This is a genomic window from Ureibacillus sp. FSL W7-1570, assembly GCF_038593265.1.
GTDB classification, from domain to species: Bacteria; Bacillota; Bacilli; order Bacillales_A; family Planococcaceae; genus Ureibacillus; species Ureibacillus suwonensis.
Map to the genome: position 1 here is coordinate 517,730 of NZ_CP151979.1, position 23,955 is coordinate 541,684.

Here is a 23,955-nt window from a genome sequence, read left to right on the forward strand (position 1 = left end):
GATTTTTCTCTAAAAAAGGGGAAGTGTACATGAAACTATTAGTGTTAAACGGACCAAATCTGAACCGTTTGGGCAAAAGGGAGCCTGAAATATACGGAACTGAAACATTGGATGATGTAAAAGAGCGTTGTGTGAAATTGGCAAAAGAATTTGATGCGGAGATCGAGTTCAAACAGTCCAATCATGAAGGGGATCTGATTGATTGGATTCATGAAGCGGAAGATACAGGCATCGAAGGAATCGTGTTTAACCCGGGCGCTTACTCCCATACGAGCATCGCATTGCGGGATGCCATTGCAAGCGTGAAGGTTCCGGTCATTGAAGTTCATATTTCCAATATACATAAAAGGGAAGAATTTCGTCACAAATCCCTGCTTGCGGCCGAATGTGTCGGCCAAATCTGTGGACTTGGAACATTCGGATATGAACTCGCATTGCGCAAGTTTCTACAAGGATAAGGAAGGATAATGTTATGAACAGGCTCGAAAAATTGAGAAAAGAACTGGAAAACCATCAAGTGGATGCATTGCTTATCACCAATCCGTACAACCGGCGTTATATGACGGGGTTTACCGGAACGAGCGGAGCAGCCATCGTATCTAAAAATGATGCGGTGTTCATTACGGATTTCCGCTATACGGAACAGGCAAAAAAACAAGTGAAAAATTTCCGCATTATTCAACAGGAAGCTTCCATACTAAAGGAAGTAGCGAAAATTGTGGATGAGTGGAAAATCAAAACATTAGCTTTTGAAAAAGATCACGTCACTTACGGAGAATATGAAGCATATCAAAAACAGCTGAATTTGGAACTTGTTCCATTATCCGGTTTAATTGAAAAAATCCGCTTGATTAAGACCGATGAAGAGATTAAGATTATAAAGGTTGCATGTGAAATTGCCGATGCCGCATTTTCACACATTTTAACATTCATTAAACCTGGCGTAACCGAGCTGGAAGTATCGAATGAGTTGGAATTTTTCATGCGCAAACAGGGTGCAACATCTTCCTCTTTCGATACCATCGTGGCGAGTGGTCTTCGAAGCGCTTTGCCTCATGGAGTAGCGACGGACAAAGTCATTGAGAAAGGTGATTTTGTCACGCTGGATTTCGGTGCCGTATATAATGGATATGTTTCAGACATCACCCGGACCATTGCCGTTGGTCAACCAAGTGCGAAATTAGTAGAAATGTATAATGTTGTATTGGAAGCACAGTTGCTGGCGCTGGAAAAAATTGGGCCGGGCATGACCGGAATTGAAGCGGACAAAATTGCGAGGGATTTCTTGACAGAGAAAGGATATGGCGAAGCTTTCGGCCATTCCACTGGTCATGGAATCGGTTTGGAGGTCCATGAAGGTCCAGCTTTGTCTTTCCGTTCGGAACAAGTATTGGAGCCGAACATGGTTGTGACCGTTGAACCGGGGGTATATTTGCCTGGCATCGGTGGAGTGCGCATAGAAGACGACATTGTCATCACCGGGACTGGTAATGAAAGATTGACTCATTCGGACAAAGAACTAATTATTTTATAATGATGGAGGAATATTCATGATTTCAGTGAACGATTTTCGTACAGGATTAACAATCATTGTAGATGGAGAATTATACCGTGTACTTGACTTCCAACACGTAAAACCTGGTAAAGGTGCCGCTTTTGTTCGCTCCAAATTGCGCAACTTACGTAATGGTAACGTAGTGGAAAAAACATTCCGCGCTGGTGAAAAAGTGGAAAAAGCGATGATTGAAAACCGCAAAATGCAATATCTATATGCCAATGGGGATGCCCATGTATTCATGGATATGGAGTCCTATGAGCAAATTGAATTAAATGCAAAACAAATCGATTATGAATTAAAATTCTTGAAAGAAAACATGGAAGTGTTCATTATGACTTATCAAGGTGAAGTCCTTGGGGTTGAACTTCCAAATACAGTTGAATTAAAAGTGGTTGAAACAGAACCGGGCATCAAAGGCGACACTGCTTCAGGCGGTTCTAAACCTGCGACTCTTGAAACGGGTCTTGTGGTGCAAGTGCCATTCTTCGTGGACGAAGGCGATATTTTAGTGATCAACACTTCTGATGGCTCTTATGTATCCCGTGCCAACTAATTGGAATTCAATCTTCTGAATGGACGCGTTGTTTGCGTCCTTTTTTTATAAATGGGTGAACGATTTTTGGACGTGTTAAATGCACGTCCATTTTTTTATGTTCATTGGTCTATTTGATTGAACAAGCTCATATATTGCTTTCACAAGGAGGAGTCAAATGGAATTACAGGATGTATTAAGGGTGGCAGGAGTAGGACTCATCATCGCACTGTTGCATGTTTTTTTTGACCAGGTAGGGAAGAAGGAATTTACATTCTATATATTTTTCATCGCATATTTATATATGGCTGCAGAACTGATCAGATTCTTACGGCTTTTCTTTGGCGAAATCATGTTATTCTTCCAGTGGTTGACAAATTGACATATGACGATTCTCATATATGCCGTAATTCTGCTACTGATTTTGCTACTGATCAAAGAAACGGTTCCGAAACTTCATTCGCTCGTTGCCATCATTTTCTTTTTTATCATCTTGCATTTTCTAATATCCAAATCTGTACTTCCATTAATTGGACAAATCCTGTCATATGTGAATTCAGTGCCCTACGTTCCTCAACTCGTCTATTCCGCCTTGTTTTATCAATTAGGGATCTTTTTTAAAATGCTCTTTGATGAACAAGAGCATGAGACGATGGGGGAATTTGTGATGTTTTCGGTCCGGATCGTACTGCTCACATATTGGGTCAGTGAATTTGCCAAAGTGTTGTCAAGCTTTTCCTCAATATTAGATAAGCTTCAATAAGGGGCTTTCACATGGATGAACTATTAAATATTTTTATCGATCCATTAAAAATTGCAGGTAAATCCATCATACTTGTCATCACTTATACCATCTTATTTCTGATTTTAGAAGCTTTTGTACCGCAATTTAAAAAATGGGGAGATACATTATTCATTGTCGTCCTCGTGTTGACACTTGGACAAACTGTGATGGAAGCGTTCAGTTTAATGGGAGATATTGTGAATATTGCGAGTGACTTCTTTTTGTCAATCACTCCAATTCTTATGTCCATCATCGTTGTGTTGAATGCGGTCTTTTCCTTCATCGCCTGGAGTCCCATTGTCGTTGCGATTTTTGATTTTTTGATTGTGTTATGTCAAAAAGTGTTGATTCCAGGAATCGTCATCGCCATGCTGCTTGATTTTTGTACGAGATTTATCGGGGAAATGTCTTTCTCCAAAGCTTCCGATTTAATCCGGGGCACGGTCATGACATTGATCACCGCATCGTTATTGTTGATGGTCGCCTTTTTATCCTTTGCAGGAGTTGCCTTTTTTACAGTGGATAAAGCGATTGCGAGTCCTGTGAAAAAAGTCATAGAACAGACGATTCCAATTGTCGGGTCATTGATTGTGGAAGGTTTTTCGATATTCCAAAAATATCAATCTGCTGCTACAACTTTCGCTGGATTCAGTGCCATGACGGCCTTTTGGATCGCCGCTTTCTATCCTGCCGGGAAGCTTTTGATTCACGCGATGACTTTTAAAATTTTGGCTGCCATTGTTGAGCCGTTTTCAGGAGGCAACATCAGCGGGTTTCTCGATGACATTGGAAAGTCGCTGCTTGTCTTGTGCGCGACAGCGATTCTGTTGGGGATTGCTTTCGTCTTCATGTGGCTCATCTTAATGATCATCTTGCAGCTAGGAGTGGGTAAAAACTTTTGATCAAAATAATCTCCATTATATTAATCGGAAAATGTTTGCTGTTACTCGCTGAAGAAAGTGAGTTTATGGTTTATGTCAAACTGGCAACCTTCTTAATAGTCATCACAACTTTGTTGGAATTTCTGAAGCTGTAAAGCATAGAGCTTGTACTTCGTTCATACAATGTTTTGAGACGTTAGGGAAAGGGGGCGCTAAGAACGTGAGGTGGAAAAGAAATGGACAAAGTTAAACATCATACTGATTCCCATTGCAGTTCTGGCGTTCATTGCGTACATTTCTGTAACGAGTGATGCATCCAGCGAGCGATATGATACTGTAACCGCAGAAGGTAGACTTGAACAAGCTTTAAGTGAGATAGAAGGCGTTGGAAAAGTAAAAGTGTATTTTCATTACGATGAAAACCCTTCAAATTCGGAGGAGACATTAAGCAACTATTTCCGTTCAAGTAACAATACCAAAACTGTATCAGGATTGCTCATTGTTTCGGAAGGAGCAAAGGATCCAAAGGTCCAAAGGCAGCTTCTTGAAACGATCAGTAAAGTCATGCAAATGCCTGCCCACAGAATTATGATTGTACCGATGGAAAGTAAAGGAGATGAAAAATGAAGGTAAAAAGAAGAACTGTATGGCTATTGACATTATTAAGTTTAGCTGCTGTGATTTCAGTGTACTACGTATTTGAACCAAATCGTAATGTGGATTTATTGACAATCTTCACTGACGACACCCTTGAAGAAACGACATTAACAAGTGTAGATGAAGAATTAACAACGCCTACAGTATCAGAAAGTCATTTGTTTGAAGATTTAAGAATGGAAATCGCCAATGAACGGAGCCAATTAAGAGAGCAGTTGACACAAAAAATCGCCTCTGATGATTTAAGTGCGGAGGAGAAAAATGAAGCCTTTAACGAAATGAACGAACTGATCAAAAAAGAATCCGCGGAAGCGATGCTTGAAATGTTGATTGAATCCCTCGGCTATTCCGATGCATTGGTGCATGTAAAAGACGATAAAGTGCAAGTGACGGTATTATCCGATGAAATCTCAAAAGCGCAAGCAGATGAAATTATTTATCTCGTTCGACAAAAAGTGGATGATATTGACAATGTTTCCGTAAGTGTCCAATCCAATTATTATTAAAAGAAAATAATGTTAATAGAATTAATGTTGTATAACAGAAGGTGCACAGTGCTTCGTTTACGTAACGAAAGCACTGTTTTTTGCGCATTTTATAGAAAAATTAAAAATATTGTTTCAAATTTTGTCGAAAGGATATAAAATGTTTATTGTACTGAAAAAAAAAGAAGGGGTGTCTATCTTGTTTAAGGTACAAGAACTTCGTGAGATTATTAAACTAGTTGACTCATCATCTCTTGACGAATTCACTTATGAAGTAGATGGTGCAAAATTGAAATTAAAGAAAAATAAAGGTGTTGTGACAGAAGTCATCGCTCCACAAGCGCCGGCTGTTGTACAACAAGCTCAAGCTCAAGCAGCACCACAACCAAAAGAAGAACCAAAAGCTGAAGCAAAAATGGAACCTAAAAAAGAAGAAGAAAAAGCTTCTGCTCCAGCAGCAAAATCAAGCAATTTAGATGATCCAACTCTTGTTAAAATCACATCTCCAATGGTAGGTACATTCTACCGCGCTCCATCTCCGGATTCACCTCCATATGTTCAAGTAGGTGACAAAGTAGAGCCGGATACAGTGGTATGTATCGTTGAAGCCATGAAACTATTCAACGAAATCGAAGCCGAAATCAAAGGTGAAATCGTTGAAATTTTAGCGGAAAACGAACAACTTGTTGAATTCGGTCAACCACTATTCCTAGTGAAACCTGCTGAGTAAGGGGTGCCCAAATGTTAAAAAAAGTATTAATTGCTAACCGTGGTGAGATCGCGGTTCGGGTTATTCGCGCTTGTAAAGAATTAGGGATTCAAACAGTAGCTGTTTATTCCGAAGCCGATCGTGACGCTTTACACGTAAAACTTGCGGATGAAGCATATTGCATCGGTCCAAAACTATCAAAAGATTCTTATTTAAGTTTCCCGGCCATTTTAAGTGTTGCTGAAAAAACAGGTGCCGATGGAATTCACCCAGGTTATGGATTCCTTGCTGAAAACGCTGACTTTGCGGAAGCCTGTGAAAATGCGGGAATTAAATTCATCGGACCTTCATCCAAATCCATCCGCATCATGGGTATTAAAGACGTTGCCCGTGCGGAAATGCAAAAAGCCGGAGTGCCGCTCGTTCCTGGTACAGGCATTGTGCCTGATATTGAAACAGGTAAAAAATGGGCAGCTGAAATCGGCTATCCAGTCATTATTAAAGCGACTGCCGGCGGTGGCGGTAAAGGTATCCGCGTTGCCCGTACGGAAGAAGAGCTTGTAAAAGGTATTGAAATCACTCAAAAAGAAGCGCAAGCAGCTTTCGGAAACCCTGGTGTATATTTGGAAAAATACATCGAGTTCTTCCGTCACTGCGAAATCCAAGTGTTGGCGGATGCCTATGGAAACGTGATCCATCTTGGTGAACGTGACTGTACGGTACAACGCCGCATGCAAAAATTGGTTGAGGAAGCGCCATCACCTGCCCTATCTGCGGAAAGACGCGCTGAGATGGGTGAAGCGGCTGTAAAAGCGGCAATTGCCTGCAACTATGAAGGTGCCGGAACAATCGAATTTATTTACGATTATAAAGAGGACAAGTTCTACTTCATGGAAATGAATACGCGTATCCAAGTAGAACACCCGGTTACTGAATGGGTTACTGGCGTCGATTTAGTACAACAACAATTAAAAATCGCTTCCGGCGAAAAATTGGCATTAAAACAAGAGGATATTCAATTAAAAGGATGGGCAATTGAATGCCGCATCAACGCGGAAAATGCTTATAAAAACTTCATGCCATCTGCAGGGACGGTTGAAACTTATATCACTCCTGGCGGCCCTGGAGTTCGCATTGACTCTGCGGTTTATCCTGGATATACAATTCCGCCATATTATGATTCAATGGTGGCAAAATTGATCGTGCATGCGGATACACGTGAAGAAGCGATTGCCCGCATGAAACGCGCATTAAGCGAATTTGTTGTAGAAGGTCCTGGTATCAACACAACAATTCCTTTCCATTTAGCACTTATGGATAACGAAGTATTCAAATCAGGAAAATTCAATACAAAATTCCTTGAAGAGAACGATGTATTGAATGCTAAAAAAGAAACTGTGAAAAATTAATTGATTAGTGGAGGCTGGGACAAAACAGCTTCAATAGAATGAAAAATGGGAATTTGAGCGAACTCAAATTCCCATTTTTCCATTTATTATCATTAATTCTTATAGATTCATACCTGTTGGCCGTGTATTTTCGTAAATTCACGGCCATTAAAGCGATACCTATTTCGTTTTCAACCTTCGATTTTCCTCGTACAGAAAATCGAGTGAAACGCAAATTAGCCTTCAAGAATCCAAAAACTGGTTCTACATCAATTTTACGTTGACGGTAAATTGAACCTGCTTTTTCTTCTGAAAGCTTCGCTCTTACATATTCTTTTTGTTGTTCCCATTTTTCATTCACCATGACTTTTCGATTGTTACCTTCCTTTGCTTTTGTACATGATGAACGGAGTGGGCATCCTGAACAGTTTTCACATTCATAAATTTTGAATTCTCGTTTAAAACCAGTTTTATCTGTACGTACAGAATGATATCTAAATGTCACGCATTGCTGATTCGGGCAAATATATGTATCACTTACTTCGTCGTACTGCCAATTATCTGGATTAAATTGGTTTTGTTTATATTTCTTCTTTTGCTCTTTCTCATACATGTTGTACGTAATGAGTGCCTCACGTTTGCGTTTTGAAAGGATATCATCATAGTTTTGTTCACTGCCATATCCAGAATCTGCAACGATATACTTCGGTAACTTGAAATAATTTTGCTCAATCTCATCTAAAAATGGAATTAGTGTGCGTGTGTCTGTAGGATTTGAATAAACACCATACGCAAGTGTGTATTGACCTTCTGTCGCGATTTGTACATTATATCCAGCTTTCAATTGACCGTTTTTCATATAATCATCTTTCATTCTCATGAATGTCGCATCAAGATCAGTCTTGGAATAACTATTCCGCTCACCAAAGATTTCAAAGTCTCGTTGGTACTTCTGTTTGCGTATGATAAAGTCAATCAACTGTTTATATACTTGCTTTGGAAATTTACGTTCACTTCTTAATACTTTTCGTTCGGAGGCATCTGACGATGCTTCTATCTTTTGGTCATATTCGGTAATGACATCGTCTACCTCTTGAACCATTTGAGAAAGTTCTTCCAATGATAACTCTTCATTACTTTCGCGTTCAATTTCAGGGATGATTTCTTTCTCTAACAGTTCGTTGTAAAGTAGATTCGATTTTTCAATTAAGCTTTTGTTGTATTTTTCAATTGACTTTTTCCATACGAAAGTAAATTTATTGGCATTCGCTTCAATCTTAGTACCGTCTATGAAAATAGCTTCCTGTTCAATCAATTTTTCCTCAACTAATTGGCAACGGAATTGAACAAAGCATTGTCGAATTAACTCTTTTACTTGTGGTTGTACACGGAAACGGTTAATTGTACGATAACTCGGTTCGTAGCCTTGGGCTAACCACATCATGCGAATACTGTCTTTTAATAACGCTTCAATCTTCCGACCCGAAAAGACTGATTGCGAATAAGCACACAAAATAATTTTTAACATCATTCGTGGATGGTAAGCTGGGCAACCTGTATTTCGAAGAAATGGTTCGAATGCTTGATGAGAAATACTTTCAACTAAATGATGGATATGAAAAGCAATATCATTTTTTTGTAATTTTACTTCTAAATCTAAAGGCAAAATTAATTGATTCATGTTATAATCTTTAAACATAAGGACACTTCTTTCTGTTTGGTTTAGTCTGGTAACTTAATTTTAACAGAAGATGTCCTTATTTTTTTATTTTAAAATATTAAAGCCTGTGAAATTTCATTTTTTAAAATTTCACAGGCTTTTTTCATTTCAGAGGTGGGTTTTGTCCCAGCCTCTTTTTATTATTTGAAATATTATTTCGACAAAATTCTTCGTTTATTATCCCCACAATCCCGAGTATTCCGGTTCCGCCCGCGTAAATGATTTGGATTCCCTCGCCATCATGCATGATTTTCGATTCCTTGTTCAAGATTTTCTATTAGGTTTTTCCCTTTTTTTCGTACTATACTTAGTTTAGTGAGAAAGGAGTGGAAACATGCTGCCAAAACTATCTGTCCTTGATTTGGCCCCCGTATTGGAAGGGGAAACGCCGGCCGATGCATTTCGCCATAGTCGCGATTTGATTCAGGTTGCGGAAAAAAGCGGATATCATCGTTATTGGGTTGCGGAGCATCATAATATGGAAGGGATTGCCAGTTCTGCAACGGCCGTACTGATCTGTTATTTGGCAAGCGCAACGAATAAAATACGCGTCGGTGCCGGGGGGATCATGTTACCCAACCATGCGCCGTTAGTCATTGCAGAACAATTCGGAACATTGGAATCCATGTTTCCCGGAAGAATTGATTTGGGGTTGGGCCGGGCACCCGGAACGGACATGTTGACCGCAAGAGCATTAAGAAGGGATGAAGCGGGTGCCTACCAATTTGATCAGTTGGTCGATGAGCTCATGAGCTATTTCGACGATGAACATCGTGCAGTCATCGCCGTTCCGGGCAAAGGAATACAAATTCCCGTTTGGCTATTGGGATCAAGTTTGTACAGTGCAAGACTTGCAGGAATTTTAGGTCTTCCTTTCGCCTTTGCCAGCCACTTTGCCCCGGATCTATTGGACGATGCCATCGATACATATCATCGCCACTTTACACCTTCCGAACATTTGGAATCTCCATATACCATGGTCAGCATCAATGCATTTGTAGGAGAATCTGATGAAGAAGGGGAATTTTTGGCAAGCACCCTATATCAACAATTTTTAGGCATAATCCGGGGGAAAAGAGGGAAAACGCCGCCTCCAACGGATATGGAAAGCTTATGGAGCGAGGATGAGAAAAAACATGTAATGCAAACATTGAAGTATACCTTTGCCGGATCCAAAGAAACCGTATTTCGTCAAATAGGGGAATTTTTATCCCAGCGGAACAAACCCGTTGACGAAATCATGGTGAACAGTTCGATATACGACCAGGGAAAAAGAAGAAAATCTTATGAGCTGCTCGCCCAAATTTTCAAAGAACATTCATAGAATCTTTCGGAATTCCTTTGTTTAAGTACAGGAGAATAAAAAAATTTTGTATAATAATAAATACATCGGTTTATGAAACTTGCATGGACAGTTTTGAAATGAAAAGAGAGGATGAAGAAGATGGCTGAGAAGACTGCAAAAGCGTTTGTACAACCAGCTCCTTCCGGAAAAGAGGAACTTGGAACGATTGAGGTTGCCCCTGAAGTGATCGAAGTAATTGCAGGTATTGCGACAAATGAAGTGGAAGGCGTTGCATCAACCCGCGGAAATTTCGCTTCCGGAGTCGCTGAACGCTTTGGAAAAAAAGTGCATTCCAAAGGTGTGAAAGCAACGATTACGGATGAAGGTGAAATCATTATCGACGTCTATTGCTCGGTGAAATTCGGCTTTTCGATTCCAAAAGTGGCAAAAGATATTCAAACAGCCATTCGCCAAGCAATTTATAATATGACATCCATTGAAACAAGCGAAGTCAATGTGCACATCACTGCCATTCAATTCGAAAGCAATGCCGATGAGGAATCTTCCTTATAGAATCAATATCAAACAACATCAAGGATGACCGGTTTTGGAATCCTTTGATGTTTTTTTATTGTCTTTTTTGAATGATTTCCGCCAATGGAAGTAAAATTTCCGCTGTTGAAAGGATTATGGAAGTTCATCGAGAATAAATTAGTAAATGAAAGAGGGAAATGCGGAAGGAGTAGACTTGTATGGAGAAATATATACTGGCTCTTGACCAGGGAACGACCAGCACAAGAGCCATTTTATTCAATCAAAATGGGGAAGTTGTCCATATTGCCCAAAAAGAATTTAACCAATATTTTCCGAATCCTGGATGGGTGGAACATGATGCGAATGAAATCTGGAGTTCCATTTTATCGGTCATTGCACAAGTATTGACGGAAAAAAACATCCAGCCTGAGCAAATTGCATCCATCGGGATTACCAATCAACGGGAAACGACGGTCGTTTGGGATAAAAAAAGCGGAAATCCGATCTATAACGCCATCGTCTGGCAATCCAGACAAACGGCGGATATTTGCGACGAGTTGAATGAAAAAGGATATGGAGAGTTGTTCCGCGATAAAACCGGATTATTGATTGATCCATATTTTTCAGGAACGAAAGTGAAATGGATATTGGATCATGTGGATGGGGCAAGGGATAAGGCGGAAAAAGGTGAATTGCTGTTCGGAACCATTGATACTTGGGTAATCTGGAAATTGACGGAAGGCCTTGTACATGTAACGGACTATTCCAATGCCTCCAGGACATTGATGTATAATATTTACGAATTAAAATGGGATGAACAATTGCTTGACATATTGGATGTTCCTCTCTCCATGCTTCCGGAGGTCCGCCCGTCTTCGGAAATCTATGGATATGTTTCGAAAAAGAATTTCTTTGGTGTGGAGGTGCCGATATCAGGCATTGCCGGTGACCAACAGGCAGCACTTTTTGGCCAAGCATGTTTCATGCCGGGAATGGTGAAAAATACATATGGAACAGGCTGCTTTATGTTGATGAATACCGGCGAAAAAGCTGTCAAATCAAAGCATGGCCTTTTGACAACCATTGCTTGGGGCATCGATGGAAAAGTGGAATACGCATTGGAAGGCAGCGTTTTCGTTGCAGGTTCGGCGATCCAGTGGCTCAGGGATGGACTCCGCATGTTCCAGCATTCCAGTGAAAGCGAACGGTATGCGGAAAAGGTCGATTCCACGGAAGGGGTATATGTTGTCCCGGCATTTGTCGGATTGGGAACCCCTTATTGGGATAGTGAAGTGAGGGGGGCGATTTTTGGCTTGACGCGGGGCACGACGAAGGAACATTTTATTCGCGCCACTCTTGAATCGTTGGCCTATCAAACGAAAGATGTCTGCAGTGCCATGGAAACGGATTCGGAAATCCAGTTAAAATCATTGCGGGTGGATGGCGGAGCGGTGAAAAACAACCTGCTCATGCAGTTTCAGTCCGACATCTTAAATGTGCCTGTTGAACGACCGTCCGTGAATGAAACAACCGCTTTGGGCGCGGCTTATCTTGCCGGCTTGGCTGTCGGTTTCTGGAAAAACAAAGAAGAGATTGCCAATCACTGGAATTTGGAACGGAGATTTGAACCCAATATGAGCGATGAAAAACGGGAAGCGTTGTATGATGGATGGAAAAAAGCTGTAAATGCAGCAAGAAGTTTTAAATAATATCTCTCCGAATAAAGCTCAAACTATGAAAGAAAACATTTGAGAGGAGAGAGAGACGATGAAAAAACCGATCCATGAAAGACTCACCGAGAAAAACAACGGGCTGACGAAAACCCAGGAAGTGCTTTACAGAAGGGATTTTAAACAGGCAAAAGAGACGGCGAAAAATATAGAAAATGAAAACAAAATCAATATGTAATGTTGATGAAGCTCCATTTGTCGTTAGAGACGGATGGAGCTTTAAACTTCCAAATAATAAAATTTCAAAACCTGTTGAGCCCTTTTTTTGAAGTAATGTTATAATAGAAAATGTTGTATTTATAAGAAATTACGATTTGCTAATGTATTTTTTGCAAACAATAGTTATAATATGTACGAATGTTAGAAATAAAGGAGTTATTTTATGAAGCGGCACGAAATTCGTGAGAAAGCGTTGCAAGTTTTATTTCAATTGGATAATACGGATTTGACATTGGAAGAAGCCATCAGCCATGTTTTTGAAGAAAATCAGGAATTGGATCCTTTTTTCAAAAAGCTGGTTTTTGGGGTTCATGAAAATCTGCGAGAACTTGATGAAAAGCTGAAGGAAAAATTGGAGAATTGGTCGTTATATCGTTTGCCAAAAATCGAACGGACCGTTTTACGGATGGCATTATTTGAATTGTTATATATGGATGAAACACCTCCAGCGGTTGTGCTGGATGAAGCCATTGAACTTGCGAAAACCTTTGGGGAAGAAAAATCAAGCAAATTTGTCAATGGTGTGCTCTCTAAATTTGTAGAACAATCATGAGATAAACATAAAAATTTTCTTGCTGAAATGACGAAAGCATATATCGATTTTGGGGAGGAAAATAGAATGGCTCAACTAATCAACGGGAAAGAAATCGGAGAAAAAATACGTAAAGAGATTGCAGAACAGGTGTCTCAGTTGAAAGAGAAGGGAGTAACACCAGGATTGGCAGTGATTTTGGTCGGCGAAGACCCTGCATCCCAAACTTATGTCCGCAACAAACACCGTTCTTGTGAAGCGATCGGCATTTATTCTGAAGTCATTAAATTGCCTGAAAGTACAACGGAAGATGAATTGTTGGAAAAAATCCATGCATTAAATGAACGTCAAGATATCCACGGGATTTTAGTGCAATTGCCATTGCCAAAACATATCAATGAAGACAATGTCATCGCCGCAATTTCACCGGAAAAGGATGTGGACGGTTTTTCACCGATCAGTGTTGGGAAAATGATGTTGGGACAAGACACTTTCTTGCCATGCACGCCTTTTGGGGTAATGAAGCTGTTAGAATATTCAGGAATTGATATTGCCGGAAAACATGCGGTGGTTGTCGGACGCAGCCACATCGTCGGCAAACCGATGGGACAATTGCTTTTGCAAAAAGATGCAACGGTTACTTATACCCATTCAAAAACGAAAGACTTGCCTTCTATAACAAAACAAGCGGACATTTTGGTTGCCGCTGTCGGCCGTCCAAAATTTATTACGAAAGACCATGTGAAACCAGGGGCAGTGGTGATCGACGTGGGAATCAACCGCGATGAAAACAACAAATTGGTTGGAGATGTGGATTTTGAAGCGGTGGAACCGATTTGTTCCTATATCACGCCTGTACCTGGCGGAGTAGGGCCAATGACCATTACAATGTTATTGTATAATACTGTAAAATCAGCTGAAAAAACATTAGGCGACAAATAACGACGAAACAGGTACAATAAATGTGAAGCTGTTTTTCTAGGAAAACAGCTTTTCTAATGGTTGCATTGTTTGTACTATAACAGCTGGACAGAGGAGAGATTCTTGATGCCATCTTCCTATTTGACGGTGAAAGCTTTAACGAAATATATCAAAAGAAAATTCGATGCAGATCCGCATTTGCGGGATGTTTATGTGAAAGGCGAATTATCGAATGTCAAAATACATCCATCCGGACATATTTATTTTACGCTGAAAGATGATGCCGCACGGATCAACGCGCTCATGTTTCGTTCCCAGGCAAGTCTATTAAAGTTTAAACCGGAAGATGGCATGCAAGTGTTTATACGCGGAGATGTCAATGTTTACGAAGCCCAGGGTTCCTATCAATTGTACGTGCAATCGATGGAACCGGATGGTATTGGAAGCCTTTTCATCGCCTTTAACCAATTAAAAGAAAAACTATATAAAGAAGGGTTGTTTGACCCGAAATTCAAACAGCCGATTCCGAAATTCCCAAAGACCATCGGAGTTTGTACAGCCACATCGGGAGCAGCGATACGCGATATTTGTACAACGATCAAAAGAAGATATCCCCTGGCGGAAATCATCATTTATCCAACCCTCGTTCAGGGGATTGGTGCGGCGGAATCCATTGCGAAGAATATTCAGCTGGCGAACAGCCATGGATTTGCGGATATTTTGATTGTCGGCCGTGGTGGAGGTTCCATCGAAGATTTATGGGCCTTTAATGAGGAGATTGTCGCCAGGGCCATTTTTGAAAGCCGGATTCCGATCATCAGTGCGGTCGGCCATGAAACGGATACGACGATTGCGGATTATGTGGCGGATCTTCGTGCCCCGACACCAACAGCCGCTGCGGAGCTGGCTGTTCCGAACATTCAAGAGCTGTATCAAAGGATTTTGAGCTATCAATCCCAAATGCATCAAATTGTCAGAAGCAGAGTCGTTTATGAGCGGAACCGGCTGACGAAGTTGCAACAATCCTATCCTTTATCCCATCCGGAGAGATTATATCGGCCATTTACGGAACGGCTGATTCAGGCGGATCTGAATTTGCAAAGGGCCAGCCAAATGTATTTGATGAAAAAGAAAAATGAATTATCCCAGATGGAAGGCGCGCTAAAAGTCCATTCACCGCAAAATTCCATCGTCTATTATAAAAAGCAGGTGGAACAGCTTTCCAATATACTGACCCGGACGGTTTTTCAAGTATTGAACCGGAAAAAGGACAATTTCTTATTTACGGTTAGAACCCTTCAGGCTTTAAATCCATTGACAATTATGGAGAGAGGGTTTAGCGTAACATACAAAGACGGAAGGGTCGTTAAATCGATCTCTCAAGTAAAGATGGAAGATCATGTTTCAATTCAATTCCATGACGGGTTCGTGGAAGCCAAAGTGATGGAAATTCGAAAAAAAGTTGGTGAAAATAATGACTAAACAGACTTTTGCTGAGGCAATGACTGAATTAGAAGAGATTGTGCGAAAATTAGAACAGGGAGATGTGCCTTTGGAAGAAGCGATTGATTTATACAAAAAGGGCATGGAGTTATCGAAATTTTGTCATGAAAAATTGCAAAATGCGGAGGAACAATTGATTTCAATTGTGAATGAAAACGGTGACAAAAAGCCTTTCGAACCAACAAATGGAGAGGAATAATCTGATGAGCAATCGATTAAAAGATTTTATCAATGAACATCTGGAGAATATTAACCGCGAGATCGTCTATCAAGTGGAGCGGCTCGAAGCACCGCAAGCTTTGAAAGATTCTATGTTATACTCATTAAAAGCGGGAGGAAAAAGAATACGTCCCCTGTTTGTCGTAGCGGTTTCCGAAATGTTTCAGAACAAACAGAAGGAAGTCTATACGGTCGGGGCAGCCGTGGAAATGATTCATACATATTCCCTGATCCATGACGATCTTCCAAGCATGGATAATGATGAATTAAGACGCGGCAAACCGACAAATCATGTCGTATTTGGCGAAGCTATGGCCACTCTAGCAGGAGATGCATTAAATACGCTGGCATTTGGCGTTTTGGCGCGGATGGAAAATGTTTCTCCCGAGAAAAAGGTGGAACTGATCAATTTATTAAGCATTGCAAGCGGTGCGGAAGGCATGGTGGGTGGACAAGTTTTGGATATGGACGGGGAGAACCGCCGACTGAAATTATCGGAACTTGAACACGTCCATCGGAATAAAACGGGTGCCATTCTGAGATTCAGCATCGAATCGGGAGCGGTGTTGTCCGATGCAACAATGGATGCGAGAAAAGCGTTAATAGAATATGCACATCATATCGGCCTCGCCTTCCAGATTCAGGATGATATTCTTGATGTGGAAGGCACATCCGAACAGTTGGGAAAAACGGCCGGAAAGGATGAGGAAAGCAACAAAAGCACATATCCGGCATTGCTAACATTGGAAGGTGCGAAACAGAAATTGCAGGAACATTATCAGTCCGCATTGAAGGCTTTGGACAACCTATCAGAAGATACGACTCTACTTAAAGAATTCGCAAATTATATTGTTTCACGGAATAATTAGAAGAAATTCAATTTGCTTTTGCCTGTGAATTTGCCTTGCTATAATGATGGAAACTTCCAAAGTGAATAAACTGAAGAAAAGGTGTGTGAGAGATGGATTTAACGAAAATTACCGGTCCATCCTTTTTAAAAAAGCTGAATAAACAGCAATTGGAAGAACTTGCCCAAGATATCCGGGATTTTTTAATCGAAAAATGCTCAAAAACCGGTGGACATATTGGACCAAATTTAGGTGTTGTAGAATTGACCATTGCTTTGCATCGTTCTTTTAACAGTCCTTTTGATAAATTTTTATGGGATGTGGGGCACCAGGCTTATGTGCACAAAATATTGACAGGGCGTGCCGGTCAATTTGATACCCTTCGTCAATATAAAGGGTTGAGCGGTTTCCCGAAACGGGCGGAAAGCGTCCACGATGAATGGGAAACGGGCCATAGCTCCACTTCCCTCTCCGCGGCAATGGGGATGGCCATCGCACGGGATATAAAAAAGGAAAATAATTATATTGTACCGATCATCGGCGACGGTGCTTTGACTGGCGGGATGGCGCTTGAGGCATTGAACCATATTGGACATGAAAAAAGAAGAATGATCGTCATTCTGAATGACAATGAAATGTCCATCGCGCCCAATGTAGGTGCATTGCACAATATTTTGGGCCGCCTGAGAACGGCGAAGGAATATTCCAAAGCGAAAGAAGAATTGGAATCATTGATGAAACGGGTGCCGGTGTTTGGAGGAAAACTGGCCCAAGCTGCTGACCGCGTGAAAGACAGCTTAAAATATTTGGTGATTTCCGGCGTATTCTTTGAGGAAATGGGCTTTAAATATTTAGGACCGATTGATGGCCACGACTTCGACGCTTTGGAAAAAACGTTGGAGTATGCAAAAAAAGTGGAAGATCGTCCGGTTCTCGTCCATGTGGTGACAAAAAAAGGAAAAGGATATAAACCTGCGGAAGAAGACCGGATTGGTACTTGGCATGGTACAGGTCCTTATAAAATTGAAACCGGAGCTTTTGTAAAAAACAATGCAAAAGGTCCTTCCTGGTCCAGCTTGGTTTCCGAAACGGTCCGGAAATTAATGAAAGAGGATAAGCGGATTGTTGCCATTACACCTGCAATGCCAGTGGGTTCAAAAATGGAAGGCATACAAAAAGATTTCCCTGAACGATTCTTCGATGTAGGGATTGCGGAACAGCATGCCGCAACAATGGCGGCAGGACTGGCAACGCAAAATATGAAACCGTTTTTGGCGATTTATTCAACTTTCTTGCAACGGGCTTATGATCAAGTTCTGCACGATATTGCGAGACAAAAATTGAACGTTTTCATCGGCATTGACCGTGCCGGGCTTGTCGGTGCGGACGGGGATACCCATCAAGGGGTCTTTGATATTGCCTTCCTGCGCCACATCCCGAATTTGGTCATCATGATGCCGAAAGATGAAAATGAAGGACAACATATGGTCAAAACGGCGGCTGAATATAACGACGGTCCGATTGTACTTCGCTACCCTCGCGGAAATGGTCTTGGAGTGCCGCTCGATGAAGAACTGCACTCGATTCCAATCGGTACATGGGAAGTGCTCAGAGATGGAAAAGATGCGGTGATCTTAACTTTCGGTACGACGATTCCAATGGCAATGGAGGCGGCAGAGGAACTTGCGAAACGGAATATCCATGTAAAAGTGGTCAATGCCCGTTTCATTAAGCCGTTGGACGATGAAATGTTGCATGAAATCATGAGCAAAAATATGCCAATCTTGACCATTGAAGAAGGGGTATTAAAAGGCGGTTTTGGAAGCGCCATTTTGGAATTCGCCAGCGACAATAAATATAACCATATTGAAATCGAACGGATGGGCATTCCGGATCGTTTTGTCGATCACGGCAGTGTAGATTTATTGTTGGAAGAATTGCACATCACGAAAGAAGAAACAATTGCCCGCATTGAATCATTAGTGAAAAATCAAAAACGATTAGGTAAAAAAACCGTATGACGAAAACGCCGAAAGAACGGGCGGATGTTCTGCTCGTGGAACGGGGATTGTTTGAAACCCGGGAAAAAGCAAAAAGGGCAATTATGGCGGGCATTGTTTATTCAAAAGAAGTGCGGATCGATAAGCCGGGGGAAAAAATCCCGGTGGATGCGCCGTTGGAAGTCAAAGGTGAACAGTTAAAATACGTAAGCCGCGGCGGATTAAAATTGGAGAAAGCTTTAAAGGAATTCGATTTAAACGTGGAAGGGAAATTGGTGTTGGACATCGGCGCTTCCACCGGCGGCTTTACCGACTGTGCCCTCCAAAACGGGGCAAAACATTGCTATGCGTTGGATGTCGGTTCCAATCAGTTGGCTTGGAAGTTGCGCAAGGATGAACGGGTCACTGTGATGGAAAAAACGAATTTCCGTTATTCCAAGCCTGAGGATTTTACAAAAGGATTGCCGGAATTTGCGACAATTGACGTATCCTTTATTTCCCTTTCACTCATCTTGCCGGTTTTATTTAATATTCTGATTCCAAATGGGGATGTGGTGGCCCTTGTAAAACCGCAATTTGAGGCAGGCAAAGAAAAAGTGGGCAAGAAAGGGATTGTCCGCGATCCGAAAACCCATCTGGAAGTGTTGGAAAACACGGCGAAGATGGCAACGGAGGTCGGTTTTATTGTAAAAAATGCGACCTACTCTCCGATTACCGGTGGGGAAGGAAATATTGAATTTTTATTCCATCTGCATAAACCACAGGAAGGACAGGAAGCGACTCCATTTACCGATTTTAAGAAGGTTGTGGAATCGGCCCATCAAGAACTTGATTAAGAAAAATCAGGGAATGGCAAAGGTCATTCCCTATTTTTACTTGATGAATAATAACTTATAATGATAGTATAAATATACATTTATATTCATTAAGAGGTGCTATACATGAGTAAAGGTCAAAGGCATATGAAAATTCGGGAAATCATTGCGAATAATGAAATCGAAACACAGGATGAACTGGTGGCCGCTTTAAAGGAAGCAGGTTTCAATGTGACTCAGGCAACGGTTTCAAGAGATATTAAAGAACTTCATTTGGTGAAGGTTCCACTTCCGGACGGACGTTATAAATACAGTTTACCTGCAGATCAACGTTTCAACCCGCTGCAAAAACTGCAAAGAGCGCTGACAGACTCTTTTGTCAGCATTGATGGAGTGGACCATTTTTTAATGCTGAAAACACTTCCGGGAAATGGGAATGCTGTCGCAGTATTGATCGATCATTTGGAATGGCCTGAAGTATTGGGCACACTATCCGGGGATGACACGATTTTGATCATTGTGCGGGAAACGGGTTATCGGGAAATAATTAAAAAACGAATTTTAGATTTACTGTAATTCGAGGTGGTCCGTTTGTTAAAAGAGCTGAATATACGAAATTTCGCCATTATCGAAGAACTATCCGTAAATTTCGAAAATGGGCTGACAGTCTTGACTGGTGAAACAGGTGCGGGGAAATCGATCATCATCGATGCCGTCCATTTGCTCTGCGGCGGCCGGGCAAGCCAGGAATTTGTCCGCCATGGCGCAAAGAAAGCGGAATTGACGGGACTCTTCTTTGTAGCAGACCGGCATCCCGCATTTGATAAATTGATGGAAGCGGGCATTGATCAAGAGGACGGGATAATCATTTTGCGTCGGGATATTAATGAAAATGGAAAAAGCATCTGCCGGGTGAACGGAAAACTTGTGCCTCTATCCGTTTTGCGGGAGATCGGTTCCACTTTGGTGGATATTCATGGCCAACATGAAAACCAGGAATTGATGGACGAGAAGCGCCATATTGATTTGCTCGATCAATTTGCAGAAAAACAATTGCGGCCGATCAAACAAAAATATCAGCAAATGTATGATAAATACCGGTCATTAAAAAGAGAAGTGGATGCAATCAATATCAATGAACAGCAAATCGCCCAACGCATCGATTTATATCAATTCCAAATCCAGGAATTAGAAGAGGCCAAATTGTCCGTCAAGGAAGAAGAAGAATTGCTCGAAGAACGAAAGCGATTGCAAAACTTCCATAAAATTTACGAACATGCCGTCCAAGCTTATGAAGCGATTTCAGGCGAAATGAAAGGACTGGATTGCATCGGTGAAGCGATGGGGGCATTGGAAGATATTGTTCCGCTGGACGAGCAATTCAATGATTCCTTTGAAGCTGTATCCTCTTCCTTTTATTCGCTCCAAGACGCTTCTTACCAAATCAAAAATATCATCGACGAGCTCGAATTTGATCCCGAGCGTTTGAATGAAGTGGAATCGCGGCTTGCCCAATATCAAATGCTGAAAAGAAAATATGGAAGCACAGTGGAAGAGATTATTACATATTATGAGAAAATTAAGGAAGAATTAAACACCCTTTTGAATCGGGATGAAGCCATCCAGCAAAAAGAGCAGCAGTTGAGAAAAATGGAAGCGGAATTGGAACATTTATGCGATGAATTGACGAAAGTGCGAAAAAAATGTGCGGCCACATTAAGTGAAGCCATCATGAACGAACTTCGGGATTTACATATGGAGAAGGCAAAATTTATCGTTCAGTTTGAGCGTTTAAATAATTTCGACAGTAATGGGAAAGACTATATATCATTCTATATATCCACCAATGTTGGCGAACCGCCGAAATCTTTGCCAAAAATTGCTTCTGGCGGCGAGCTGTCAAGAATCATGCTTGCATTAAAAACCATTTTTTCGTCGAAATCCCAAATTACATCCATCATTTTTGATGAAGTGGATACTGGTGTGAGCGGTCGGGTAGCACAAGCGATCGCTGAAAAAATTTCAAATATCTCATTGAATTCCCAAGTTTTATGTATTTCCCATTTGCCACAAGTCGCCGCAATGGCGGACCAACATTATTTAATATTGAAACAAGTGGAAAAAAACCGGACCTATACAACGGTCAAAAAAATTGAAGATGAAAAACGGGTGGAAGAAATCAGCCGCATGATGAGCGGCGCAGAGATTACCGAATTGACCCTCCAACATGCCCGGGAATTATTAAAATTGGCCAATGAAAAGAAAAACGAAATCCGTAAATCCGCATCAAAAAATCCAATATCCACCTGAAAATGACGAAAAAAGCGGGAATGCTGCATTTGCAAATTTTGAAAGTACCTATGCGACAAATATTTACCTCACATTATTAAAAGGGCAGCTACACATAGTAATGTTACAAACATTTTAGGAGGTGGATTATGAAATGCCGTTTGCGTAATTTGCTGGCGTATCTTGTGCTCATCATCGCCCTTTTATCACCTTCTGCTGTAGCCGAAGCGAAAAAATTGATACCGATGGGCGAATCGATCGGAATTCAGTTGGAGCTGCCTTTTATATATGTCGCTCATGATGTATTGTTACCGAATGGTCAATGGTTGAAAAAAGGGGATATGATAACGGAAGTCAATGGAAAGCAGGTTGATTCCATCGAAGAGTTGAAGGAATCGTTTACAGAAGGGGAAATCACTCTTTCCATTGAAAAAGGGTCGAATCAAAAAAGAAGCATTACGTTGACCAATGAACAGGCCAATAATATTCTCCCCTTTTTAAAGGATGAAACGGACGGCATTGGCACATTGACCTTTTTGGATCCCGAGTCGAAAGAATATGGGGCATTGGGGCATCAAATCATTGACGGGGTTTTAAACAGACCACCTGAATTTACAGATGGTTCTATTTTTTTAGCCTCCATTGAGCAAATAAAAAAGTCCAGTCCCGGGAATCCCGGATATAAAATATCTGTCATCAATACGGATGATATCCGGTTGGGGGATATTTCCTCCAATGACATATACGGCATTTTTGGACATTGGGAATCTGACATAAAACAAAATATGCGTAAACCGATTGAAATTATGCATGATGATGAAATTCAATTGGGGAAGGCGGAACTTCTTACGGCCATTGAAGGTTCAAAAGTCGAATCATTTGCAATTGAAATCGTGAAAATCGAAGACAACTTTTTGCAATTTAAAATAACGGACGAGAAACTGTTATCAAAAACCGGCGGCATTCTACAAGGAATGAGCGGAAGCCCGATTATACAGAAAGGCAAATTTGTCGGCGCTGTAACGCATATGTTTGTCGAACAACCGGACCGTGGTGCGGCCATCACCCTATCTGAAATGTTAAAAAAGAAGCCGGACTGATATGAAAAGACTATACCGATGGAGTCGGTGTAGTCTTTTTTTGATTTTTTAATTAATAAATTGTATTTCGATAATTTTACTTGGCTCAGAATTTGTCAAATCCAATTGAAACATTACGACCACATGCTTATTTTTCTTGATATGAAAGGTTTTTCTAAAAAAATGTCGAAAAGAATATTGTCAAGTAAACGAAAACTATGACATATTTATTGTAATATAAAATGGAAAATGGTTTTTGGGAAAAGGTTATTAAGGGGGAATTGGTTCAATGTCAAAAATTAAAGTGGCAATTGCCGATGATAATCGAGATTTAGTGAAAACAATGGAACAATACTTCGAAAATCATTCGGATATTGAAATAGTTGCTACTGCTTCTAATGGAAAATTGTGTCTGAATATGTTAGAAGAATGCAAACCGGATATATTGTTGCTGGATATCATCATGCCTCATTTGGATGGGTTGGGCGTGCTTCAGGAGATGCATAAGGACGATCGTTTCCGTGATACACAAGTCATCATGTTGACGGCATTTGGACAAGAAGATGTGATGAAACAGGCCGTTACATACGGAGCTTCCTACTTCATGTTAAAACCGTTCGAATTTGATCAACTTGTTCAGAAAATTATGCATTGTGCAGGTCAAAAAAGGGAATCCATCAAAAGACATAGCGTACTGCAGCCTGAAACAAGCAGTAAAGTCAATCAGCGTCAATTGGATACAACCATCACATCCATTATCAAGGAAATTGGAGTTCCTGCACATATCAAGGGGTATGCATATTTGAGGGAAGCCATTCAAATGGTATATCACGATATAGATTTGCTCGGTTCTGTGACAAAAATTTTGTATCCTGAAATTGCGAAGAAGTTTGGCACTACACCTTCCCGGGTGGAGAGGGCAATCCGCCATGCAATTGAAGTGGCATGGAACCGAGGAAATTACGAATCGATTTCACAAATGTTCGGATACACAGTGCATCATTTGAAATCAAAACCGACGAACAGCGAATTCATCGCCATGATTGCGGACAAAATCCGCATTGAGCTTGTGGCGTCATAACGAAAGTTTTGATCAAGGTTTTGGATGTCTTTGCATCCGACTAAAGAAAGATTTTCAATGTACGGATTTATAGTAAATTTTTTATATTTATATAATAGAATCATTCCTTTTTAACGGGTCACCTCTTTATGGGGTGACTTTTTATTTTTCAAAGGATAATAAAGAAAAAATGAGAAATTTATATTA

At 40.9% G+C, this 23,955-nt stretch carries 27 protein-coding genes; 26 read left to right on the plus strand and 1 reads right to left on the minus strand.

Annotated features, from left to right (window positions below; all coding sequences use genetic code 11):
* Positions 1–29: 29 nt before the first annotated feature.
* The 11 genes from aroQ to accC all read left to right on the plus strand — a co-directional run bounded on the left by aroQ (position 30) and on the right by accC (position 7,015).
* A complete protein-coding gene (gene aroQ, locus NST13_RS02590; protein ID WP_342581330.1) occupies positions 30–458 on the plus strand; it encodes a type II 3-dehydroquinate dehydratase in 429 nt (142 codons plus the stop codon).
* Positions 459–472: 14 nt separating this feature from the next.
* Complete coding sequence (locus tag NST13_RS02595) at positions 473–1,534, plus strand: Xaa-Pro peptidase family protein (RefSeq protein ID WP_342581331.1); 1,062 nt, start codon at positions 473–475, stop codon at positions 1,532–1,534.
* 16 nt (positions 1,535–1,550) lie between these two features.
* On the plus strand, positions 1,551–2,111 hold the full coding sequence (gene efp, locus NST13_RS02600; RefSeq protein WP_342581332.1) for an elongation factor P: 561 nt from the start codon (positions 1,551–1,553) through the stop codon (positions 2,109–2,111).
* 157 nt (positions 2,112–2,268) lie between these two features.
* Positions 2,269–2,472: a hypothetical protein gene (locus NST13_RS02605; protein ID WP_016837737.1), complete on the plus strand. Its 204-nt coding sequence runs from the start codon at positions 2,269–2,271 to the stop codon at positions 2,470–2,472.
* A 3-nt stretch (positions 2,473–2,475) separates the two neighbouring features.
* On the plus strand, positions 2,476–2,853 hold the full coding sequence (locus tag NST13_RS02610) for a hypothetical protein (protein WP_342469547.1): 378 nt from the start codon (positions 2,476–2,478) through the stop codon (positions 2,851–2,853).
* 11 nt (positions 2,854–2,864) lie between these two features.
* Entirely contained in the window at positions 2,865–3,776 is a 912-nt protein-coding gene (locus NST13_RS02615) for a stage III sporulation protein AE (RefSeq protein WP_342581333.1), read from the plus strand.
* Complete coding sequence (locus NST13_RS02620) at positions 3,773–3,910, plus strand: hypothetical protein (protein WP_342469545.1); 138 nt, start codon at positions 3,773–3,775, stop codon at positions 3,908–3,910. Before NST13_RS02615 ends, NST13_RS02620 begins: the two co-directional genes overlap by 4 nt.
* A 70-nt stretch (positions 3,911–3,980) precedes the next feature.
* Positions 3,981–4,382, plus strand: coding sequence for a hypothetical protein (locus NST13_RS02625; protein ID WP_342581334.1), 402 nt, complete (start codon positions 3,981–3,983; stop codon positions 4,380–4,382).
* A complete protein-coding gene (locus tag NST13_RS02630) occupies positions 4,379–4,918 on the plus strand; it encodes a SpoIIIAH-like family protein (RefSeq protein ID WP_342469543.1) in 540 nt (179 codons plus the stop codon). Before NST13_RS02625 ends, NST13_RS02630 begins: the two co-directional genes overlap by 4 nt.
* 178 nt (positions 4,919–5,096) lie before the next feature.
* Positions 5,097–5,627, plus strand: a complete 531-nt coding sequence (gene accB, locus NST13_RS02635; protein ID WP_342581335.1) for an acetyl-CoA carboxylase biotin carboxyl carrier protein — start codon at positions 5,097–5,099, stop codon at positions 5,625–5,627.
* A gap of 11 nt (positions 5,628–5,638) precedes the next feature.
* Positions 5,639–7,015: an acetyl-CoA carboxylase biotin carboxylase subunit gene (gene accC / locus NST13_RS02640; RefSeq protein WP_342469541.1), complete on the plus strand. Its 1,377-nt coding sequence runs from the start codon at positions 5,639–5,641 to the stop codon at positions 7,013–7,015.
* A 4-nt stretch (positions 7,016–7,019) separates the two neighbouring features.
* Here the strand turns inward: accC and NST13_RS02645 are convergent, their stop codons facing one another.
* Positions 7,020–8,693, minus strand: coding sequence for an IS1182 family transposase (locus NST13_RS02645; RefSeq protein ID WP_342581336.1), 1,674 nt, complete (start codon positions 8,691–8,693; stop codon positions 7,020–7,022).
* A 355-nt stretch (positions 8,694–9,048) separates the two neighbouring features.
* Between NST13_RS02645 and NST13_RS02650 the strand changes: the two genes are divergently transcribed.
* The 15 genes from NST13_RS02650 to spo0A all read left to right on the plus strand — a co-directional run bounded on the left by NST13_RS02650 (position 9,049) and on the right by spo0A (position 23,769).
* Positions 9,049–10,038 (plus strand): LLM class flavin-dependent oxidoreductase, encoded by a 990-nt coding sequence (locus NST13_RS02650; protein WP_342581337.1) that lies wholly within the window; start codon positions 9,049–9,051, stop codon positions 10,036–10,038.
* A 120-nt stretch (positions 10,039–10,158) separates the two neighbouring features.
* Positions 10,159–10,572, plus strand: coding sequence for an Asp23/Gls24 family envelope stress response protein (locus NST13_RS02655; protein WP_342469539.1), 414 nt, complete (start codon positions 10,159–10,161; stop codon positions 10,570–10,572).
* Between the two features lie 179 nt (positions 10,573–10,751).
* Positions 10,752–12,242, plus strand: a complete 1,491-nt coding sequence (gene glpK / locus NST13_RS02660) for a glycerol kinase GlpK (RefSeq protein WP_342581338.1) — start codon at positions 10,752–10,754, stop codon at positions 12,240–12,242.
* Between the two features lie 58 nt (positions 12,243–12,300).
* Positions 12,301–12,441 carry a YfhE family protein gene (locus tag NST13_RS02665; protein ID WP_342581339.1) on the plus strand — a complete coding sequence of 47 codons (141 nt, stop codon included), beginning with the start codon at positions 12,301–12,303 and terminating at the stop codon, positions 12,439–12,441.
* Between the two features lie 204 nt (positions 12,442–12,645).
* A complete protein-coding gene (gene nusB / locus NST13_RS02670; RefSeq protein WP_342581340.1) occupies positions 12,646–13,035 on the plus strand; it encodes a transcription antitermination factor NusB in 390 nt (129 codons plus the stop codon).
* A 66-nt stretch (positions 13,036–13,101) separates the two neighbouring features.
* Positions 13,102–13,956 (plus strand): bifunctional methylenetetrahydrofolate dehydrogenase/methenyltetrahydrofolate cyclohydrolase FolD, encoded by an 855-nt coding sequence (gene folD, locus NST13_RS02675; protein WP_342581341.1) that lies wholly within the window; start codon positions 13,102–13,104, stop codon positions 13,954–13,956.
* 102 nt (positions 13,957–14,058) lie between these two features.
* Entirely contained in the window at positions 14,059–15,417 is a 1,359-nt protein-coding gene (gene xseA / locus NST13_RS02680) for an exodeoxyribonuclease VII large subunit (RefSeq protein ID WP_342581342.1), read from the plus strand.
* Positions 15,410–15,637 carry an exodeoxyribonuclease VII small subunit gene (locus NST13_RS02685; RefSeq protein ID WP_342469533.1) on the plus strand — a complete coding sequence of 76 codons (228 nt, stop codon included), beginning with the start codon at positions 15,410–15,412 and terminating at the stop codon, positions 15,635–15,637. The genes xseA and NST13_RS02685 overlap by 8 nt, the downstream gene beginning before the upstream one ends.
* Before the next feature lie 4 nt (positions 15,638–15,641).
* Positions 15,642–16,526, plus strand: a complete 885-nt coding sequence (locus tag NST13_RS02690; protein WP_342581343.1) for a polyprenyl synthetase family protein — start codon at positions 15,642–15,644, stop codon at positions 16,524–16,526.
* A gap of 92 nt (positions 16,527–16,618) precedes the next feature.
* Positions 16,619–18,526, plus strand: a complete 1,908-nt coding sequence (gene dxs, locus NST13_RS02695; RefSeq protein WP_342581344.1) for a 1-deoxy-D-xylulose-5-phosphate synthase — start codon at positions 16,619–16,621, stop codon at positions 18,524–18,526.
* Positions 18,523–19,341: a TlyA family RNA methyltransferase gene (locus tag NST13_RS02700; RefSeq protein ID WP_342581345.1), complete on the plus strand. Its 819-nt coding sequence runs from the start codon at positions 18,523–18,525 to the stop codon at positions 19,339–19,341. The genes dxs and NST13_RS02700 overlap by 4 nt, the downstream gene beginning before the upstream one ends.
* 105 nt (positions 19,342–19,446) lie before the next feature.
* Entirely contained in the window at positions 19,447–19,896 is a 450-nt protein-coding gene (gene argR / locus NST13_RS02705; protein ID WP_342469529.1) for a transcriptional regulator ArgR, read from the plus strand.
* 15 nt (positions 19,897–19,911) lie between these two features.
* Positions 19,912–21,630 (plus strand): DNA repair protein RecN, encoded by a 1,719-nt coding sequence (recN, locus tag NST13_RS02710; protein WP_342581346.1) that lies wholly within the window; start codon positions 19,912–19,914, stop codon positions 21,628–21,630.
* Positions 21,631–21,758: 128 nt separating this feature from the next.
* Positions 21,759–22,709 (plus strand): SpoIVB peptidase S55 domain-containing protein, encoded by a 951-nt coding sequence (locus tag NST13_RS02715; RefSeq protein ID WP_342581347.1) that lies wholly within the window; start codon positions 21,759–21,761, stop codon positions 22,707–22,709.
* 268 nt (positions 22,710–22,977) lie between these two features.
* Positions 22,978–23,769, plus strand: coding sequence for a sporulation transcription factor Spo0A (gene spo0A, locus NST13_RS02720; RefSeq protein ID WP_342469526.1), 792 nt, complete (start codon positions 22,978–22,980; stop codon positions 23,767–23,769).
* Positions 23,770–23,955: the final 186 nt, after the last annotated feature.

What these genes read in the sequence shown, in the direction of transcription:
- spo0A (WP_342469526.1), top strand. Translation starts at nt 22,978, where the DNA reads ATGTCAAAAATTAAAGTGGCAATTGCCGATGATAATCGAGATTTAGTG.
- folD (WP_342581341.1), top strand. Translation starts at nt 13,102, where the DNA reads ATGGCTCAACTAATCAACGGGAAAGAAATCGGAGAAAAAATACGTAAA.
- NST13_RS02610 (WP_342469547.1), top strand. Translation starts at nt 2,476, where the DNA reads ATGACGATTCTCATATATGCCGTAATTCTGCTACTGATTTTGCTACTG.
- NST13_RS02715 (WP_342581347.1), top strand. Translation starts at nt 21,759, where the DNA reads ATGAAATGCCGTTTGCGTAATTTGCTGGCGTATCTTGTGCTCATCATC.
- NST13_RS02595 (WP_342581331.1), top strand. Translation starts at nt 473, where the DNA reads ATGAACAGGCTCGAAAAATTGAGAAAAGAACTGGAAAACCATCAAGTG.
- aroQ (WP_342581330.1), top strand. Translation starts at nt 30, where the DNA reads ATGAAACTATTAGTGTTAAACGGACCAAATCTGAACCGTTTGGGCAAA.
- NST13_RS02690 (WP_342581343.1), top strand. Translation starts at nt 15,642, where the DNA reads ATGAGCAATCGATTAAAAGATTTTATCAATGAACATCTGGAGAATATT.
- NST13_RS02650 (WP_342581337.1), top strand. Translation starts at nt 9,049, where the DNA reads ATGCTGCCAAAACTATCTGTCCTTGATTTGGCCCCCGTATTGGAAGGG.
- dxs (WP_342581344.1), top strand. Translation starts at nt 16,619, where the DNA reads ATGGATTTAACGAAAATTACCGGTCCATCCTTTTTAAAAAAGCTGAAT.
- NST13_RS02665 (WP_342581339.1), top strand. Translation starts at nt 12,301, where the DNA reads ATGAAAAAACCGATCCATGAAAGACTCACCGAGAAAAACAACGGGCTG.
- accC (WP_342469541.1), top strand. Translation starts at nt 5,639, where the DNA reads ATGTTAAAAAAAGTATTAATTGCTAACCGTGGTGAGATCGCGGTTCGG.
- NST13_RS02615 (WP_342581333.1), top strand. Translation starts at nt 2,865, where the DNA reads ATGGATGAACTATTAAATATTTTTATCGATCCATTAAAAATTGCAGGT.
- NST13_RS02630 (WP_342469543.1), top strand. Translation starts at nt 4,379, where the DNA reads ATGAAGGTAAAAAGAAGAACTGTATGGCTATTGACATTATTAAGTTTA.
- glpK (WP_342581338.1), top strand. Translation starts at nt 10,752, where the DNA reads ATGGAGAAATATATACTGGCTCTTGACCAGGGAACGACCAGCACAAGA.
- NST13_RS02605 (WP_016837737.1), top strand. Translation starts at nt 2,269, where the DNA reads ATGGAATTACAGGATGTATTAAGGGTGGCAGGAGTAGGACTCATCATC.
- NST13_RS02700 (WP_342581345.1), top strand. Translation starts at nt 18,523, where the DNA reads ATGACGAAAACGCCGAAAGAACGGGCGGATGTTCTGCTCGTGGAACGG.
- NST13_RS02645 (WP_342581336.1), bottom strand. Translation starts at nt 8,693, where the DNA reads ATGTTTAAAGATTATAACATGAATCAATTAATTTTGCCTTTAGATTTA.
- efp (WP_342581332.1), top strand. Translation starts at nt 1,551, where the DNA reads ATGATTTCAGTGAACGATTTTCGTACAGGATTAACAATCATTGTAGAT.
- NST13_RS02655 (WP_342469539.1), top strand. Translation starts at nt 10,159, where the DNA reads ATGGCTGAGAAGACTGCAAAAGCGTTTGTACAACCAGCTCCTTCCGGA.
- NST13_RS02685 (WP_342469533.1), top strand. Translation starts at nt 15,410, where the DNA reads ATGACTAAACAGACTTTTGCTGAGGCAATGACTGAATTAGAAGAGATT.
- argR (WP_342469529.1), top strand. Translation starts at nt 19,447, where the DNA reads ATGAGTAAAGGTCAAAGGCATATGAAAATTCGGGAAATCATTGCGAAT.
- nusB (WP_342581340.1), top strand. Translation starts at nt 12,646, where the DNA reads ATGAAGCGGCACGAAATTCGTGAGAAAGCGTTGCAAGTTTTATTTCAA.